This is a genomic window from Paenibacillus sp. USDA918EY, from assembly GCF_009870825.1.
Taxonomy (GTDB): domain Bacteria; phylum Bacillota; class Bacilli; order Paenibacillales; family Paenibacillaceae; genus Paenibacillus_AQ; species Paenibacillus_AQ albilobatus.
Genome location: NZ_WTWY01000011.1, coordinates 101,349 through 118,801, shown reverse-complemented (window position 1 = coordinate 118,801; position 17,453 = coordinate 101,349). Strand labels below are relative to the sequence as shown.

Annotated in this window: 17 protein-coding genes and 1 riboswitch; of the genes, 4 read left to right on the top strand and 13 right to left on the bottom strand. The window is 54.3% G+C overall.

The window, feature by feature from the left end; genetic code table 11:
* Window positions 1-83 precede the first annotated feature (83 nt).
* Entirely contained in the window at window positions 84-443 is a 360-nt protein-coding gene (locus GQY55_RS20735) for a HesB/IscA family protein (protein ID WP_160043792.1), read from the bottom strand.
* A 488-nt stretch (window positions 444-931) separates the two neighbouring features.
* Between GQY55_RS20735 and mqnE the strand changes: the two genes are divergently transcribed.
* Window positions 932-2,038 carry an aminofutalosine synthase MqnE gene (gene mqnE, locus GQY55_RS20730; RefSeq protein WP_160043790.1) on the top strand — a complete coding sequence of 369 codons (1,107 nt, stop codon included), beginning with the start codon at window positions 932-934 and terminating at the stop codon, window positions 2,036-2,038.
* A 63-nt stretch (window positions 2,039-2,101) separates the two neighbouring features.
* Window positions 2,102-3,163, top strand: coding sequence for an NAD(P)/FAD-dependent oxidoreductase (locus tag GQY55_RS20725; protein ID WP_160043788.1), 1,062 nt, complete (start codon window positions 2,102-2,104; stop codon window positions 3,161-3,163).
* Here the strand turns inward: GQY55_RS20725 and GQY55_RS20720 are convergent.
* Window positions 3,160-3,414, bottom strand: coding sequence for a YuzB family protein (locus tag GQY55_RS20720; RefSeq protein WP_036710884.1), 255 nt, complete (start codon window positions 3,412-3,414; stop codon window positions 3,160-3,162). The two genes, GQY55_RS20725 and GQY55_RS20720, sit on opposite strands and share 4 nt — an antisense overlap.
* Before the next feature lie 225 nt (window positions 3,415-3,639).
* Between GQY55_RS20720 and GQY55_RS20715 the strand changes: the two genes are divergently transcribed.
* Entirely contained in the window at window positions 3,640-3,885 is a 246-nt protein-coding gene (locus tag GQY55_RS20715; RefSeq protein ID WP_036710886.1) for a NifU family protein, read from the top strand.
* Between the two features lie 70 nt (window positions 3,886-3,955).
* Here GQY55_RS20715 and GQY55_RS20710 read toward each other — a convergent pair whose 3' ends face one another.
* The 7 genes from GQY55_RS20710 to GQY55_RS20680 all read right to left on the bottom strand — a co-directional run bounded on the left by GQY55_RS20710 (window position 3,956) and on the right by GQY55_RS20680 (window position 10,348).
* Window positions 3,956-4,744, bottom strand: a complete 789-nt coding sequence (locus GQY55_RS20710) for an SDR family oxidoreductase (RefSeq protein WP_160043787.1) — start codon at window positions 4,742-4,744, stop codon at window positions 3,956-3,958.
* A 253-nt stretch (window positions 4,745-4,997) separates the two neighbouring features.
* The gene (locus tag GQY55_RS20705) at window positions 4,998-5,843 is read right to left on the bottom strand and encodes a MetQ/NlpA family ABC transporter substrate-binding protein (protein ID WP_160043786.1); all 846 of its coding nucleotides are present in this window, start codon (window positions 5,841-5,843) and stop codon (window positions 4,998-5,000) included.
* Between the two features lie 142 nt (window positions 5,844-5,985).
* Complete coding sequence (locus tag GQY55_RS20700) at window positions 5,986-6,654, bottom strand: methionine ABC transporter permease (RefSeq protein WP_160043784.1); 669 nt, start codon at window positions 6,652-6,654, stop codon at window positions 5,986-5,988.
* Entirely contained in the window at window positions 6,654-7,664 is a 1,011-nt protein-coding gene (locus GQY55_RS20695) for a methionine ABC transporter ATP-binding protein (RefSeq protein WP_160043783.1), read from the bottom strand. The genes GQY55_RS20700 and GQY55_RS20695 overlap by 1 nt, the downstream gene beginning before the upstream one ends.
* A 143-nt stretch (window positions 7,665-7,807) precedes the next feature.
* Window positions 7,808-7,946, bottom strand: a riboswitch (SAM riboswitch).
* A gap of 85 nt (window positions 7,947-8,031) precedes the next feature.
* Window positions 8,032-8,733 carry a Cthe_2314 family HEPN domain-containing protein gene (locus GQY55_RS20690; RefSeq protein ID WP_160043781.1) on the bottom strand — a complete coding sequence of 234 codons (702 nt, stop codon included), beginning with the start codon at window positions 8,731-8,733 and terminating at the stop codon, window positions 8,032-8,034.
* A 107-nt stretch (window positions 8,734-8,840) separates the two neighbouring features.
* Window positions 8,841-9,806, bottom strand: a complete 966-nt coding sequence (locus tag GQY55_RS20685) for a COX15/CtaA family protein (protein WP_373309271.1) — start codon at window positions 9,804-9,806, stop codon at window positions 8,841-8,843.
* A 197-nt stretch (window positions 9,807-10,003) separates the two neighbouring features.
* On the bottom strand, window positions 10,004-10,348 hold the full coding sequence (locus tag GQY55_RS20680; protein WP_160043778.1) for a thioredoxin family protein: 345 nt from the start codon (window positions 10,346-10,348) through the stop codon (window positions 10,004-10,006).
* A 150-nt stretch (window positions 10,349-10,498) separates the two neighbouring features.
* Between GQY55_RS20680 and GQY55_RS20675 the strand changes: the two genes are divergently transcribed.
* Window positions 10,499-11,908: a DUF2515 family protein gene (locus GQY55_RS20675; protein WP_160043776.1), complete on the top strand. Its 1,410-nt coding sequence runs from the start codon at window positions 10,499-10,501 to the stop codon at window positions 11,906-11,908.
* Between the two features lie 25 nt (window positions 11,909-11,933).
* Here GQY55_RS20675 and GQY55_RS20670 read toward each other — a convergent pair whose 3' ends face one another.
* The 4 genes from GQY55_RS20670 to GQY55_RS20655 form a co-directional block, all read right to left on the bottom strand.
* Window positions 11,934-13,574 carry a putative polysaccharide biosynthesis protein gene (locus GQY55_RS20670; RefSeq protein ID WP_160043775.1) on the bottom strand — a complete coding sequence of 547 codons (1,641 nt, stop codon included), beginning with the start codon at window positions 13,572-13,574 and terminating at the stop codon, window positions 11,934-11,936.
* A gap of 125 nt (window positions 13,575-13,699) precedes the next feature.
* On the bottom strand, window positions 13,700-14,185 hold the full coding sequence (locus tag GQY55_RS20665) for a DUF456 domain-containing protein (RefSeq protein ID WP_160043774.1): 486 nt from the start codon (window positions 14,183-14,185) through the stop codon (window positions 13,700-13,702).
* A 72-nt stretch (window positions 14,186-14,257) separates the two neighbouring features.
* Window positions 14,258-15,001, bottom strand: coding sequence for a Cof-type HAD-IIB family hydrolase (locus GQY55_RS20660; protein ID WP_160043773.1), 744 nt, complete (start codon window positions 14,999-15,001; stop codon window positions 14,258-14,260).
* Window positions 15,002-15,243: 242 nt separating this feature from the next.
* Window positions 15,244-17,310, bottom strand: a complete 2,067-nt coding sequence (locus GQY55_RS20655) for a peptidoglycan D,D-transpeptidase FtsI family protein (protein ID WP_160043772.1) — start codon at window positions 17,308-17,310, stop codon at window positions 15,244-15,246.
* Between the last annotated feature and the right edge of the window lie 143 nt (window positions 17,311-17,453).

The window sequence follows — 17,453 nt, the reverse complement described above, 5'->3', positions numbered from 1 at the left end:
CAAGGAACGCAATCAAAAAGGGCTCGCGCCATGCTTCTTACGAAGCGGTGCGGGCCCTTTTGAACGAATGGCCTTAGCGGTCGTCAGCATTCTTCCGGAGCCGGTTTGCCTGCGTGCGTCGCCGTGCGGAACGAAGCTCCGCAGCCGCAGGTAGCCGTGGCGTTCGGGTTGTGCATCGTGAAGCCGCCGCTCATGCCTGCATCCTCATAATCGATTTCAAGCCCGTTGATGAGGGGCAGGCTTTGTTTATCGATGACGACCTTCAGGTCGTTTACGTTCATGTATACGTCGTTTTCCGTTTCTTCGTCGTCAAAGCCCATCGCATAGGAAAAACCGCTGCAGCCGCCCTCCTGGACGCCCAGGCGAAGGAACATGTTCGGAATCTCCTGCTCTTCGAGCATTTCTTTAAGCTTATCGGAAGCGGAATCGCTGATTTGAATCATAAGTCACCCTCCTAAAAGTTTTGCGGAGCATTGCTCCTTTGATCGTTCTTCATAGCAAAACTGGCTTCGTAAGCCGTCGCTTACTTAAGCTCAGTATACTCCACAAAACCTATCCTCTCAAGTGACCGCCGCCGCCATCCCAAGAAATACCGACCTTTTTTTTCCTCCCTACCGTATTGCGGAGCCTGAAAGTGCGGTTTATAATAGGGTGGGTGACAGGGGAAAGGCATTTGTCGGAATTTTGTCACCCGCAGGACAATGGTCTGCCATATTTTTTTGTTATTTTTTTCACAAAAAAGAACGACATCAACGACGACAGGCAAGCAGATCTGCCGCCCATACTTAACCGGCCTTTGCTCCTTTCGAGCGCATTAACAAGCCGTTATTTCAAGACTTGATTGAATGAAGCCGGACACCTTCCGACGAGCGGTTTTTTTGTGTTTTCGTACGCAAAGCCGCCCCCCATCAAATGAACAGGAGGAATGGATATGTCCATGATCGCAACATCGAATGACAGCAAGAGAATGGCAGAAATCGCCGAAAAAGTGCGCCACGGAGAGCGTTTGAACCTTGAGGACGGCGTCTTTCTTTATGAAACGGATGACCTGTTGACGCTCGGCCAGCTGGCGAATGAGGTTAATCTGCGCAAAAACGGAAAAAAGGTTTATTTTATTGAAAATATGAGCCTTTATTTCACCAATGTGTGCGAAGCCAGATGCGCGTTTTGCAATTTCCGCAAAGACCTCGGCGACGAAGGCGCTTATACGCTGAGCGGCCAGGAAATGATCGAATACGTGGAGCAGCACATCCATCCGGGCGTTCGCGAATTCCATATCGTCGGCGGCCATAACAACCACGTGCCGTTCCAATATTACGTCGATTCCCTGCAGGCGCTGACCGACCGCTTCCCGGACGTGACGCTGAAAGCATACACCGCGGCGGAAATCGATTTTTACACCCGGATCAGCGGGCTTAGCATCGAGGAAGTGCTGAAAGAGCTGCAAAAGGCCGGGCTGAAGTCGCTGACAGGCGGCGGAGCCGAAATTTTGTCGGACGAATACCGCAAAAAGATGAAGGTCGAAAAAGCAAACGTCGACCGTTACCTTGAAGTGCATAGAACGGCGCATAACCTCGGCATGAAAACCCACACGACGATGCTGTACGGGGCCATCGAAACGCATGAGGACCGCGTGCGCCATATGATGCAGATCCGCGAGCTTCAGGATGAAACGAACGGCTTCCTTGTCTTCATCCCGCTGTCCATGCAGCCTAGAAACAAAAACGCCGGCATCATGCGCCGCAACTCCGCTTACGAGGACTTGAAAACCATCGCCATCAGCCGTCTGATGCTCGATAATTTCGATCACATCAAAGCCTACTTCATCAACATCGGTCCGCAGCTGACGCAGGTATCCCTTTCCTTCGGCGCCTCCGACGTGCACGGTACGATCCTGAAAGAGCGCATCAGCCATGCGGCGGGAGCCCTTACGCCCGAAGGCCTGACACGCAACGAACTGGTCTGGCTGATCAAAGGGGCAGGACGAATTCCGGTCGAACGGGATACATTCTACAACGAAATCAAAGTATATGAGTAGGCCCGTCAAAGGCATTCGCTTCATCTATTAAAACCCGATGCAGAGAAAGGAAAGACGGACTAGATGAGAAAATTTGTCATTCTAGGCGGAGGTTATGGCGGTCTCGCGATGATTCAAGGCCTGGTGAACGGAAATCTTCCGGCGGACGTTGAAATCGTGCTGGTCGACCGGATGCCGTTCCAAGGAATCAAAACGGAATATTACGCGCTTGCCGCGGGAACGGCTTCGGATTTCGATTTGCGGATTCCGTTCCCTCACCATAGCCAGTTAACGAAAAGATATGGCGAGGTAACGTCCATCGATCTGGAAAAGAAGCTTGTTCGCATGGAACAGGATGAGCCGATCGAATACGATTATCTTGTCATCGCCCTTGGCTGCACCGACCGTTACCACGGCATTCCGGGCGCGGAGGAGTTCACGAGCAGCATCCAGACCTTTTCCAGCACCCGCAAAACGTATCAGCGCTTGAACGATATCAAGCCGTACGGCCAGGTTCACATTATCGGCGGAGGCTTAAGCGGCGTCGAAACGGCGGCGGAGCTTCGCGAAAGCCGTCCCGACCTGAACATTACGATTCTGGACCGGGGCAGCCGGGTACTTTCCGCCTTCCCTTCCACGCTGTCCGCATACGTGGAGCAGTGGTTCCGGGATCATGACGTCAACACGCGTTCCCATATCTCGGTTTGCCGTGTCGAAGAGGGCGCCGTGTACAACGGGGACGAGGCAATTTATACCGACGCGGCAGTATGGACCGGGGGCATTCAGCCGGTGAAGATCGTGCAGGATCTCGATCTGCCGAAGGATCGCGGCGGGCGCCTGCTGATCAACGAATATTCGCAGCTTCCCGATTATCCCGAAGTATTCGTGATCGGCGACTGCGCGAGCATTCCGTTTGCGCCAAGCGCACAGGCCGCCGGCGCCCAAGCCGAGCAGGTCGCGGAAGTGATCCATGCCCTCTGGCGGGGAGACACGCCGAAGATCCATAAAATCCGCCTGAAAGGCACGCTCGGTTCGCTCGGCAGCAAAGCCGGCTTCGGATTGATGGGGAAAACCTCCGTAAAAGGAAGAGTACCCCGCATCTTGAAGAGCGGAGTACTCTGGTTGTCCAAACGCCATTTCGGCTAATCCAGCTCGAGGCTGTCCCAAGCCTCGAGCTCTTTTATTTTGGCCATGATGGCCTCGTACAGCTCGTCTGCGCTGTCGGCATCGACGATTTCGCCGTTGACCATGGCGAACGGCATCATGGCGCATTGGCCGCAATTGCTTAAGCAGCCGTATTCTATCACATCATAGTCCGGATTTTCCTCCAGCTTTTCCATCACTTCGTCGGTACCGAAATGCATGTTGTTCGTGCAAAATTCGATAATGGGTCTCACTTATGATCACCTGCTTTATGAATGAATCTCGGGATGTCCTCCCAATTTTAACAAAAGACGTCTGTCGGCGCGCCTTCAAAGAAGGCTCGCGATCCAAAGAACTTCCCTTAGTTTAGCGGTGAAAGAAGAAAAGATCAATGCCGTTGTTTTTGCGCGCAGATATAGCCATTTTATTTTGGCTCGTTTTGTAATATAATAATCATTATAGGAAAGGAGTTGAAACTAATGAGCGAAAACGCACAAAGCACCATGTACGACGAGGTAGCGGAAGTGCTGGATAAGCTTCGTCCGTTCCTTCAGCGCGATGGCGGTGACGTGGAACTGGTTGACGTGGAAGACGGCATCGTGAAATTGAAATTGATGGGTGCATGCGGAAGCTGCCCAAGCTCCACCATTACACTCAAAGCCGGGATTGAACGTGCACTCGTTGAGGAAGTCGACGGAATCAACGACGTTATTCAAGTATTCTAATCCCATTTTATAGCTTGCAAGTGCAAGAGTCCTGCCTTCCTTCGGAAGCGCAGGACTCTTTTTTGCGTTGCTACAGCTTGGGGTTTGCCGGTTCGATCCAAGGCCGGATCGGGTCCAGCCCCCCCGAGACGTCCATGATGTTGCCCGTAATAAAATCGGAGTCCTCATGGCATAAATACCGGATGACGCGGGCAATGTCTTCCCCGCTTCCCGGTCTTCCCCGGGGCGTTTCCCCATCGGTGAGCCCGGATACCTCCGCGATCGTCTTCTCCTTGTTGTCGCCTCGAATATCGCCGGGGCAAACCATGTTCACCGTAATCCCGAACGGCGCTTCTTCCACCGCCAACGTTTTCGTGAACGAAACCAGGCCCGTTTTCGCCGCGGCATATACCGCCCGGTGCGGCCAAGCCCTTGCCTCCGCCGCATGCCCGTAACCGAAATGGATGATCCTTCCCCATCTTTTATGCCGCATGGCCGGCAGCACCAGATGATCGAGCAGCATCGTGCCGACCAGATTCCCCTGGACGAGCGACAGGATTTCTTCCTTCGTGTAATCGGCAAACAACCTCCGCTGGCGGATAAACGGCCCGGCGTTGTTGACGACGATATCCGCGCTGCCGAGCCGGGATTCCACCTGCCGCACCAGTTCCTCGATCTGCGCCGCATCCGAAATATCCGCTTGAACGGCGATGCACCGTACTCCAAGCTCTTCGATTCGCTGCTTGAGCTCCTCGGCCTCCTCCCGGCTGTGGACGTAATTGAGCGCGATGTCGCAGCCCTGCTCGGCCAGCGTCAGCGCCGTCATTTTTCCGAGCCCTTTCGCGCTTCCGGTTATCAAGGCGATTTTATCCTTTAACATTGCTCCTCCTCCATCGGCATCGGGAATGACTGCAAACTTTATAGATCCGGATTTTGCGAATCCTCATGTATATAACCGTATTACATCGATTCCTTATGTATTCCCTTTCCTCTAGTATAGAAGATTTGGCGGCATCCCAGCAACTTAGGCGCATAAGAGTTCGGGATTTATGCAAAAGTTTGGAAGCGTAAGACAGAAAAAATCCGCGCAGGCGGCGTCGCCCACGCGGATTCGAAGTTTGTGCTTTTTTGGCTTAGAACGCCGGAATAACAGCGCCTTTGTATTTGTCTTCGATGAATTTTTTTACGTCGTCGGAAGTCAGCGCCGCGGCCAATTTTTTGATCGCGTCGGAGTCTTTGTTGTCCGGGCGGGCCACAAGGATGTTCGCGTAAGGATTGTCTTTGTCCTCCATGAACAAAGCCTCTTTCACCGGATCGATGCCGGAATCCAGCGCGTAGTTCGTGTTGATGACCGCCAAATCGAATTGATCCAACTGGCGTGGAAGCATGGCGGCGTCAAGCTCTTTGATTTTGATGTTTTTGGGATTTTCAACGATGTCTTTGACGGTCGCTTGAATCATGTTGTCTTGTTTCAGTTTGATGAGACCGTTTTTCGCCAGCAGGCTCAGCGCGCGGCCGCCGTTCGTTTTGTCGTTCGGAATGCCGACCACGGCGCCGTCTTTCAGCTCGTCAACGGATTTTACCTTTTTGGAATAAGCGCCAAGCGGCTCCACGTGTACGGCTACAACCGGCACGAGATCCATGTTCCGGGTTTTGTTTTCGTCGTCGAGATATGGTTTATGCTGGAAGAAGTTCGCGTCGAGCTGCTTTTGGAACGTTTGGACGTTGGGCTGCACGTAATCGGAAAATTCCTTGATTTCAAGCTTTACGCCTTCTTTTTCAAGCGCTGGCTGGATATGCTTCAAAATTTCCGCATGCGGTACGGCCGTTGCTCCCACCGTCAAAGTGACGGGCGTCGCTGCTTCCGTGCCTTTGTTCTCCCCGCCTGCCGCCGGTTTGTCCTCGGCATTTTTGCTTCCGCAAGCGGCAAGCGCCACCACGAGAATGAGACTGAGTAACGCAAACAATCCTTTTTTCATTGGTAAATCCCCCTTTAATTGATCGACTTAATAAGTTTTATTATTGGAAGGCCCCGCGCATGTTGTTTCTTAGGCGGAAAAAACATGCGGTCCGGGCGCTTCCTTCAACATCCGATGAACGGATGGCATTGCCGTTATTGCGTTATTTGCGCGTAAAATGTTTGACAAGCCGGTCGCCGGCCATCTGCAGCACCTGCACCAAAATGATCATGAACAACACGGAAATGATCATGACTTCCTTCTCGTAACGGTAATAACCGTAACGGATCGCAAGATCGCCGAGCCCGCCGCCGCCGACCATGCCGGACATCGCCGTATAGGAAACCAGCGTGACAACCGTGATCGTAATGCCTGCAAGCAGGCCCGGTCTCGCTTCCGGCAGCAGCACCTTCAGGATGATCTGCCAGGTGGAAGCGCCCATCGACTGCGCGGCTTCGAGCACGCCCCGGTCCACCTCGCGCAGCGAGGTTTCCACCAGTCTCGCAAAAAACGGCGCGGCCGCAATCACCAGCGGCGGAATCGTACCGAGCACCCCGTAGGAAACGCCCACGATCGATGTCGTAAACGGGATCAAGGCGACAATCAGGATGATAAACGGCACGGACCGCAAAATGTTGACGATGATCGACAAGACGTTGTATACGACGCGCACCCAGCCGGTGTTCGAACGCGAGGTCTGGTACAGCAGCACGCCTAGCGGCAGGCCGAGAATAAACGTAAACACGGCGGAGGAAACGAGCATTTTCAGCGTATCCGCGCTGGCCACGCCGATTTCGTTCCAATCCAGCTGCGAAAAATCAAAACCGAGCATCAGTCATACACCTCCACATCCAAGCCTTCGTCCCGGACTTTTTGGATCGTTTGCCCGATATTCCCCGGTTCCCCTTCGAGACGGACGATCAGCTGGCCGTAAGGGATGTCCTTGATCTTCGAAATCGTTCCCTGCAAAATCGCGAAATCGACGCCGGTTTCCCTTGCCGTCCGGGATAAAATCGAATCATACGTCTTTTCGCCGAGGAACGTGAGCTTGCACAGCTTGGACGACCCGTCATGCGGCGCCTGCAGCGCAAGCTGCGCGGATTCCCCCGCCTCGCCGAGGATAAACTCGCGGGTCACGGGATGCTGCGGCTTCAGGAACACTTCGGCCACGGCCCCCTCCTCCACGATGCCTCCCTGGTGGATGACGGCGACCCGGTCGCAGATGCTTTGGATCACATGCATTTCATGCGTGATCAGGACGATGGTCAGGTTGAATTTTTGATTGATGTCGAGCAGCAGCTTCAGGATCGAATCCGTCGTCTGCGGGTCCAGGGCGGACGTCGCTTCGTCGCACAGCAGCACTTGGGGATCGCTGGCCAGCGCGCGCGCAATGCCGACCCGCTGCTTCTGGCCGCCGGACAGCTGCGCCGGATATTTGTCGCGGTGGGCTTCCAGCCCGACCAGTTGGAGAAGCTCGCCTACCTTGCTTGCGATTTTCGCTTTATCCACATGGGCCAGCCGTAGCGGAAACGCGATGTTGTCGTATACGGTCGCCGAGCTCAGCAGGTTGAAATGCTGAAAAATCATGCCGATCTCCCGGCGCTTCGTCTGCAGCTGCTGTTTGCCGAGCTTCGTCAAATCGACGCCGTCGACCCATACTTCGCCGGAGGTAGGGCGTTCCAGCAGGTTCATGCAGCGGATCAGCGTGCTTTTGCCGGCGCCGGAGTGGCCGATGACACCGTATATCTCTCCTTTTTTAATGGAGAGGTTCAAACCGGATAGAGCTTCCGTCGTTTTTGCGCCCTTGCCGTATCTTTTGGTTACTTGTTTCAATTCTATCAATCCGAAGCTCTCCTTCCTTGCGTTCTTGAAGCTTGAACCTTGTTTCGTATCTATCATGAACTGCCGTTCTGACATAAATAGACAAAATAAAAAGCCCTCTTGACCGAATCAAAAAGGGCTCTTCTATTCGAAGTCGCTTCCTCTTCTCATCTGCCAACCTGCAGCGAATGCCTGCAGTTGTAGGAATTAGCACCATGTCATTCGAAAATGGGCCTTACGGCCGCTTCTCAAATCGGTTGCCGGGCTTCATCGGGCCTGTCCCTCCGCCTCTCTCGATAAGAAAAAATGTATGCAAACAATATTATTTTTTCACGTGTTTCAGTATAATCACTTTTCCGCTGCTTGTCAAAAGGAAATTTGTTGGATTTTAGGACTTCAGTCTCCCCGCATACCGGTAGACGGCGATCAAAGATTTGCATACCATGTCGAGCCCCTGCTTCAAATCGTTCAGATGCTGGTCCAAGTCCTCCAGCTCCACCTTGGCGTGCAGGCCTTGATGCCTTTGCCACAGGTCGTCCTGCATCTCGGCGTTCATATAATGAATTTCGGCGTTCCGGCGCTTGCGCAAAACGTTCAAGCAGTCCCGGTAATCGTTTTTGACGGCGGCCAGCTCGGCTTCAAGCTCCGGATGCCGCCCCAGCTCCCGCAGCCGCCGAAGGACGGTGAAATACGAATAATGCTCTTTAACTTTTGCCGTATCAAGCTCAAACAGCTCGTTTAATACCGTGCCGAGCTTATCCAAAACCGAAAAGACGCGGATAAAGCCGTTTTTGTAAAAATAAACGTACCTTGCGTATTCCGTCTGCTCCTCGGCGCTCATGTCATCCACGTATCCGGCCTTGACCGACCTGCGGAAAAAGGAGGCCGCAAACCAGCTTTGTTCCAGCTCGTCCAGCGAGGAAACAAGTCCGCGTGTCCAGATGTCAAGCTTGCGGAAATCATGGCTCGGGTCATCGTTTTTATCCATTTCCCTTTGAAGACGCCCGATCGTCCGGTGCATCGCATCCATGGCTTCCCCAAGCAGACCGCTATTTTGGCGCGGCATTTCTCCAAGCAGTGTTCGCAGCATGGGCTTCTCTCCCCGCAAAAAAAATTTCGTTAAACGGCATGTCTCCGTCACAGGATCAAACAAAGTCCCCGAACCCCGGTTCGCGGACTTTGCTTTAAGCTTATGATTTACACGTTTGAGGCAGGCTGCAGCTGTTCGACGGGTTCTTTCCCAAGCTGCCACACCCGCACGCTCAAGTAACAAAGGACGCCAAACAAAGAGGAAATGAGCAGGTTGTGAAGCAGCGCCGCAAAAATATACACCTCGGGTTTGCTGAGCGTATATACGATGCCCGCCCCGCTGAACACCTGCAGGACGCACAGAACGGCGGCGGCGACCCCAAGCGAACGCAGCTCCTTGCTGCCGCGGTGCAGCTTATACGCAAAAACGGCCATCGTCACGACGGCGATCAGCAGCACCAATGCCGCCAGCCGGTGGATAAACGCGATGGCTATGCTGCCCGTCATGGACGGAATCAGTTGCCCGTTGCAAAGCGGCCAACCGGAACAGCCCCCGGCCGAACTGGTATGGCTTACGTAAGCCCCTATGTAAACCACGATATAGGAATAAATGGTGACCGACCATACGAAATTGCGGAATCCCGGCGAAACCGAGGGCTGATTCTCGCGGAAGCTCGTTTGTTTGTCCCGGTCCATCTTTCGGGCCCCAAGCGCAAGCATCAGCGAGCCGGCGAATGCGATCAGCGAAAATCCGAAATGAAGCGCTAACACGGCGGACGATTGGTCATAAATGACGGCGAGCGCCCCCATCAGCGCTTGAACGATGACAAAAACGAGCGTCAGCACGGAGTAGACGCGCAGATCCTTGCGATTTTTGGCGTAAAGCCAAAACGCCACGACGACCGCCACCGCTGTAAGTCCTGCCAAGCCGCTGACCAGACGGTGGGAATATTCGATCAACGAAGCGATCGTATGGGCGGGAATAAATTGCCCGCGGCATAATGGCCATTCGTGGCCGCATCCCAGCCCAGAGTCGGTTTTGGTGACAACCGTCCCGCCGAACGTTGCGAAAAACATGACGACAAAGGTCAGGTAGCTAAGCCATTTTAATTGTTTTGTATTCAAAATTCTCACCTGCAGATCAAAGTAAAAACGCTCCATCTTGTTTCTGAAGCGCCCGTATATTACCAATCTCGTCTATTATACCTGATAAAGCGACGCGAAATATAGCCATTTTGTGACAAAACGCAAAAGTAATCGTATTCCGGGCGCGCTCCAGAAAAATCTGCACCGCTTCTGCTTAAAGGGCAAAAGCGGTGCCGTGGACGAGGTTACTTATGGATCGTGCGGTATACGTCCAGCGCCCGCTGCAGGAAACCTTCGATTTCCTCGCGGGATTTGCGCAGCTTGTTGACAAGGCGCACGAGCTCGCGGCCGTCGGTGAACGCGACGAAGCTCGGAATGCCGAGAATGTTCAGCTCTTGGCTGACGTCTTCGACTTTATCGACATCCACTTCGACCAGCGTTATATCGCCTTCGAATTTTTTCTCTACGTCGGGCATAAACGGATCCATGAATTTGCAGTCCACGCACCAATCGGCTTTGAACACGGCAACCGTCAAACGCGGGGATTGGATGGCCACTTGAAATTCGGCTTCGGACGTAATTTTTTGCATCTATAAATCAGTCCTCTCTGAACGTTGGTTCGTTTATTCTTCCGGATTTTGCAAAATCCTACCCTTAGTGAATCAAAATATGGAGTGGAAGTCAAATTTTTGAGCCATACTGAAAATAAGCCCATTTCATGAAGAAAGGAGGATGCGACCGTGTCGGAAAAAGAGGAAGGGCATACGTTCCGCGGATTCATCCGCCTGGCCAAAACGCTGCCGCAAACGGCCGCCGAAGCGGTAAAAGGCAAATACGTCTGCTGGAAGGCGTCGCAGGATCTGATTAAAGAACGCAGACCGCTTGGCTGGCGGGAGTCGGCGGCCCACAGCATCCGCGATCAGCTCAAGCGGCTGCTCGCGGACCGGAACCGGATGCACGGCGGCGCTTTCGGGAAGGAAGAAGGGCCTGTCCCGCTATCGCCGGAAGACCGGGAAATCGTCCGGACGATCCGGGAAGCCGCCCTCGAAGCAAGCCTCAGCAACATTACCCGGACGAAGGCGTATTACGATTGCTACAGGGACAATCCGGAACTGCATTGGTCTTTCCTTGCCCACATGGTATCCCGCAATGCCGGGTGGAATATGACCGATCTGAAGGGCGGGCTGTTTTCGGACGTGGTCCCGGCGCAGCTTCAAGAGGATATTTACCAGATGCTCGAACGCAGCAACGCCCTTATCTTTCTTGATGCCTATCCGCAGCTGCTGCTGTACGTCCACAGCCGCAAGCTCGGGAGAAGCTTGTTTTACCTGCTGCCCGAATTCCGCGTTTCGGTTTTCATGCGCCCGATCTGGGAACGGTTTTGGATCGAGCGCGACAGCGCGCTTTTGGCCGTAGGCCTCATTATCAACGAGCAAAACTACATCGAAGGCAGGGTTGTCCAAAACAGTTACTTTCAGAAACGGGTTTTGAATCATCCCTTTTTTGCGATGAACAGCTTCTTTCAAATGAATCAGGTCGTTTTTCCGCTGCTGGGCGAATCCCAAGCGGGTACGGACGACGGGAATGCGGCGGCGGTTCCCCCTCCCGCGGGGTCTTGCACGGAAGAGGCGGCAAAGGGCGGCGAAGCGGGCTGCCGCGGCATGGTCGGCCTCGTTTTGGAGCATTTTGCCGATCTTGGCGAACGGATCGAATTCGGCAAAGCGTTATACGCCATGCTGTTCGGTTACAAGGACGTGCTCGCGGGGGTCGAGGCGTTTGCGGCCCGGACGGAGCACCTCGGTTCCAGGCAGGAATATTGGCCAAGACTGTTCACGAACGACAAAAAAACAGCCCTGAACTCTCCGGAGGAAAGTGCAGAGCTGCTGAAACGGGAATGGCTTCCCCCGGACAAACGGCTGTATAGCCCGACCCTGAACGAGGTATGGCAGGATATGCCCTACGAGCCGATCACGCGTTACGACTGGTTCAAAACGAAAGACGCCCTCGATCACCTGAACCGGCCCAAAAGGCCGGTGCTCATCGAAATGTCCCATGCGCACCGGTTCGCCGTTCAAAAGGCGGCGCTGACGCATGATGCCAATCGTGCGGTCCATGCGGCGGTTTCCGACGCCGCTCCGCGGCAGCCTTAACCGAGGCGCATGGACTCCGCCGCTTTTATTGTCTCTCTGAATCGGCGGATTTGTACTTGGCGGGCTGCAGGCGCATCAGCGGCCGGAGCAGCCGCTGCAATTTGCGCGGATAGCTTGCCAGCTCGTGTTGGCGCAACACGCCGAGCATGATCAGCAGCACGAGGTATAAAACGACGACCGCTCCCCCGACGATGATGCATGTAATCAGAAACGCCAGGCGGTCCGGCAGGATGCGGGTCAGCTGAACTCCCGCTTCGTTCAGGCCGTAGCCGACCGCGGCGGTCAGGATGACGGCGATCAGGAAGCCCGTCCAACGTTTGCCGAGAATGGAGAACGGCACGATCACTTTCAGATAACGAAGGTTGAGCAGCGTAATCACCAGGAAACAAAGCCCGGTGGCGGCGATGATGCCGTAGATCCCGAACACGAACGCAAGCGCGAAGCTTCCGGCCAGCTTCACCAAGATCCCGATCATGACGTTGACCATCGACAGCTTCGCTTTGTTGACGCCAAGCAGGATCGAGTTGGTGGTCATCATCGTAATTTGGAAAATCGTCCCGAACGTCAGCAGCATGATGATCCAGCTGCCGTCAAGGCTGCTGAAAAGAAGCCCGTTAATGGAATAGGCGGCAACGCAAAGCGCGATGACGATCGGCATTCCCGTCAAAATGGAAATGCGCAGTGCCAGCGTCATTTGCTGCTGCAGATGCTCCTGGTCTTTCCGGGCGAACGCCGCCGAGATGACCGGAATCAGCGACGTGCTGAGCGCGATCGCCAAAATCGGCGGGATGCCGGCGATGCTTTGGGCGCGCTGCCCGAGAATCCCGAGCACCTGCGTCGCTTTGGCTTCCCCGATTTGCCCGATCAAGAGCGGGTTCACGATCGACGAGTCGATGAAGTTCACGGCAGGCACCGTAAGCGACGATAAAACGATCGGAATGGATAACGTAAAAATATCTTTATAAATCCTCATCAGCGGCAGCTTGACGCCGTCGCCCTCCTGAAGCATAAGCGCTTTGTCCTGCTGGCGCGTTTTTACCGTGTAATAGAGCATGATGGCAAACGCCCCGATGCTTCCGAGCACGCCCCCGAAGGAGGCCCCTGCGGCCACCCAACTTCCGTCGTAACCCGATTTCAGCAAAATATAGGCGATGATGATCGCTGCGCCGACGCGGGCAAACTGCTCGACGATCTGCGAGATGCCCCCTGCGGTCATATTGTTCCGCCCCTGAAAATAGCCGCGCATCATGGCGATGGCCGGAAACAAAAGCAGCGCAGGCGCAAGAGCGCGGATCGACAGCGCCGCATCCGGCACTTTGGATACGTACGTTGCGTAATACGGAGCTAAAATGTAAAGCAGCACCGTTATGATCACGCCGGCGAAACCTGCGAAGAGCAGCGCGGCATGGTATACCTGGCGGGCTTCGCCCGGCCGTTTCAAGGCGTAACGTTCCGACACCATTTTGCTCAACGTGCTCGGAATTCCCGCCGTCGCCACGGTGAGCAGCATCAGATAGACGTTGTTCGCAATGGTAAATGATGCTTTGCCGACATCGTCAAACAGATGATCCAGGGGCACCCTTTGCACAAGCCCCAATACCCTCGCCACCAACGCGGCGGCGGCAAGGATCAGCGTACCTTTGATAAACGATTCCTTTTTAGCCAAACTTCTTTCCCCTTCTTTCCCCCAGCGAGCATTCCCCATGGAGCAGATGTAACGGGATTCGCCATATCCCGGTGTAAATTAGGCATGATCGGACTCTCGGCGAACGAAACCGTTCGCTTCCGGTTTTAGTTCCACGCAATCCAAATGAAAAACACGATGATCATGACGATCTGCAAAATGATTTTCATGACCATGCTGCTGAACAGCCCCACCAGCGTGCCGAACCCGACCTTGGCCGATTTCGATACCGAAGATCCGTCGATCAGCTCGCCTACGAACGCGCCGAGAAACGGCCCGATGACAAGGCCGAACGCCGGAATGACAAACGGTCCGATGATGGCGCCGATCGTGCTTAGAATAACGGACAGCTTCCCGCCCCCGTATTTTTTCGTCCCCCAGGCGCCAACGGCATAGTCGGCGACAAACAGCACGACGATAATCAGCGTTTCGATAATCCAGAACCACGCGCCAAAATGCCCGAACGTAAAAAACCATCCGTAAACGAAAAAGGCTGCGAAAATGGCGATCGCGCCGGGCAGCACGGGAACGATCGTCCCGGCCATCCCGACGGCGAACAACGCGATGATGAGAATCCATCCGAGTACAGCCATAACTTGATCTCCTTTTTAAGTCAGGATTTTGCAAAATTCGATTCCGGCCGCTCCCGGGTACAATATATATGGTTACATTTGAAAGATAAATTTCCGGATTACTTCCGCAATGCCGTCCCGATCATTGCTTGACGTGACATAATCGGCGGCTTCCCGGACGACCTCCTGGGCATTTCCCATGGCGACGCCAACGCCTGCCGCCTGAATCGCGGCCAGATCGTTCATGCTGTCCCCGACGGCGATCACTTCGTTCATCTCCAGGCCCAGCAGACCGCATACGGTTCGAATCCCCGAAGCTTTGTTGATCCCCTGCGGGTTTATTTCGAGATTATGGGGGGATGAGTTCGTGATTTCCAGGCCGCCCATTTCCTGCAGCTGCATCAAAATCCGGTGCCGCGCTTCGTCGTCCTCCGTATGGAAGCCGAATTTGAGCCATTCCTTTTCTTCGATGGAATCCGTCCAGACGTCTTTGTTATAGACTTTGTCCACGGAGTAAGCCCAATACCAGCAATCCTCGGCAAGCGCGATGGCGCGCATGTCGGAAATAAGCTGCGGATCCATCAGCGAGCGCTGGTGCAGCTCATGCGGGGCGCGCCAAACTTCGCTGCCGTTAACCGTGATCATGGGCGTCGAAAGCCCCAGCTCCTCGCCGTACGGAAGCGCGCTTTCGAAGCCTCTTCCCGTGGAAAGGCATACGTGAACCCCTTCGTCTTTCGCCCGCTGAATCCATTTGGACGTGTCCGGGGAAATGGTCTGATTGCTTGTCAACAGCGTCCCGTCCATATCGAGCGCAAGCATCTTATATTTCGTGTCCATATCGCTCCTCCTTCTTGTACGCATTTTCACGATTCACACACATACGGACATTTTACCATAAAGCAGCGGAGGGCCACAAAAGAGTTTTTTGGACCGCCTATCCGGGTGCTTCAGGCTCTGTTGTAGTGCCGGTCGAAGGGCTGCGCGGGCCAGGCACGTAAAAGGACAGGCCCGGGCTGCCCCGAACCTGTCCTTAAAAGAGATCAATGTTACGATGATTGCATAAAGATCGGAACCGCGAATCAGTTGCTGCCGTTCGTTCCCGTCGTTCCGTTTGCCGACTGGTTGTTGGCATTTCCTTTCGGCACGCCGTCGAGGCCGTAAACCTGGTCGTACGCGTCGAATATTTTCCGTGCGATCGGCGCGGCGCTTTGCGAGCCGAAGCCGCCTTCCGGAATCATGACGGCGACCGCCAAAACCGGGTTATCGCGTGGTGCATAAGCGATAAATACGCCGTTATCGACGAGCTTGTGTCCGACCTGCTGCGTCGAGGTACCCGTTTTGCGCGCAAACGCGTAAGGGAAATCGCCAAAAGAAGAGACGTCACTCTTCATGCCGCGGCGGATTTCATTCCAGTAGGATTTCGGGAAGTTTACCGTATTCAGCACTTCGGGCTTGAAGGTTTTGACGACATTGCCCTTCTCGTCGGTAATTTTGCTGACCAGCTGCGGTTTCAGCCGTTTGCCTTCGTTCGCCAGCATGACCGTGTATTGCGCCAGCTGCAAGGTCGTATATTTCCCCTGCTGCCCGAACGACGCATACGCCATCGCGGACTGGGTACTTCCCGCCTGTTTGACGTTCGTATACTCCTTGCGTCCTTTCCATTCGCCCGGCAAGCCGCTCCCCGTCAGGACGCCAAGCCCGAATTTGGTCATATACTCGTCCCAAACTCCGATACTCTTGTCCTTGTATTTGTCGTAAAGCCTTTTGCCGATCATATCGACCATAAAGGCGTTGGAGGACTTTTCGATCGCACGCGCCGGGTCCATCCCGCCGTACACGTGGCCTCCGGCGTTTTGCACGCGCGTCTGATGGCCTTCCTTGCCGAAGTAGGCCGCGCCTTTATCCTGGTAATACGTATTGGTCGTAATCAAACCCTCGTTCAAGCCAAGCAGCACGCTGAGCGGCTTCTGGGTCGAACCGAGCAGGACGACCGATTCCGGATGGTCGCCCTTTTTTCCCGGGTTAAACGAACGGATCGTGCCGTTCTGGTAAATGTTTTGGATTCTCTTCCAATTATCCGGCGAAACGCTTCCCGTCTGCCAGATGTTTGGATCGTAATCCGGCATGCTTGCCATGGCGACGACGTTCCCCGTCTTCACTTCCATTGCGACGGCAAATCCTGTCGTCGCATCCGGATGGGTTCTTCCGGAAACCGGATGGGTATGCAGCCAGCTCAACTGATCCATGATCGCCTGCTCCGTGGCAAGCTGGACCTGCTTGTTGATCGTGCTGTAAACGTTGTTCCCTTTGACCGGCGGAACGACTTCGTCGACGCCTTCCGGCATGTTGCGCGGATTGATCGGCACTTTTTTGTAGCCGTTTTTGCCGCGGAGCTCGTCCTGGTACATCAGCTCCAGCCCGTCGAAGCCGACGAATTCGGGCTCCGTATAAATCAGGCCCGGATCGGTCGTAACGTCGCCGCTGCGCTGCTCTTCGTCGATCCCCTTGTACTTGCTCAAGGTTTTCGAACCGCTGAACGTACGAATGTATCCGACGGTTTGAACCGCAACCGTGTCCGGGTCGTAGTGGCGGACGCTTTCTTCCTCGATCGAAATCCCCGGAAATTCGGATTTATGTTCGCTGAAGTAGGCGATTTCCTTTTGGCTCAAATCCATTTTGATCCGGCGCGGCGAATACCCCGCATACTTTTTGTAATCGAGGTCCATCGCTTCGATGATCTCCTGCTTGGTCATCTTTTTGTCGGAATCGCCGTATTTATCGAATACGTCCAAAAGGCGCTGCGCAAGCTGCTCCGCTTCGGGACGGTTTTTGCTGCCGTTCTTTTGGCTGTAATCCTTCATCAGCGTAATATAAAGCGACTGCGTCGGGGTCGAGTAGGCCAGCGGCACGCCTGCCGCATCGTAAATGGTGCCCCGGATCGGCGGAAGCGGTACGTCCTTGACGATGTTGCTGGACTCCTTCTCCGTCAACGTCGGCCCTTCGACGAACTGCAGGATGGCAAGCCTGATGATGATGACGCAAAAAATGATAAACGTGCTGAAGAAAAACAGGTTGATCCTTAAGTTCAAATTCCCTTTCTTTTTTGTCTCCTCCTGTTCCGGATTGTCCGGTGCAAATTCGGTCACCGGCCTCCCTCCTCTCTCTAAAACATGATCGGTACGGACTTCGAAACGTCCTTCTATGAAAATGACATTTCATATTTTAGCACAGTTCGAGGGTGCTCGGCATCTTTCCCTATCGTTCGACAGAAACGGGCCGGTACGTCAGG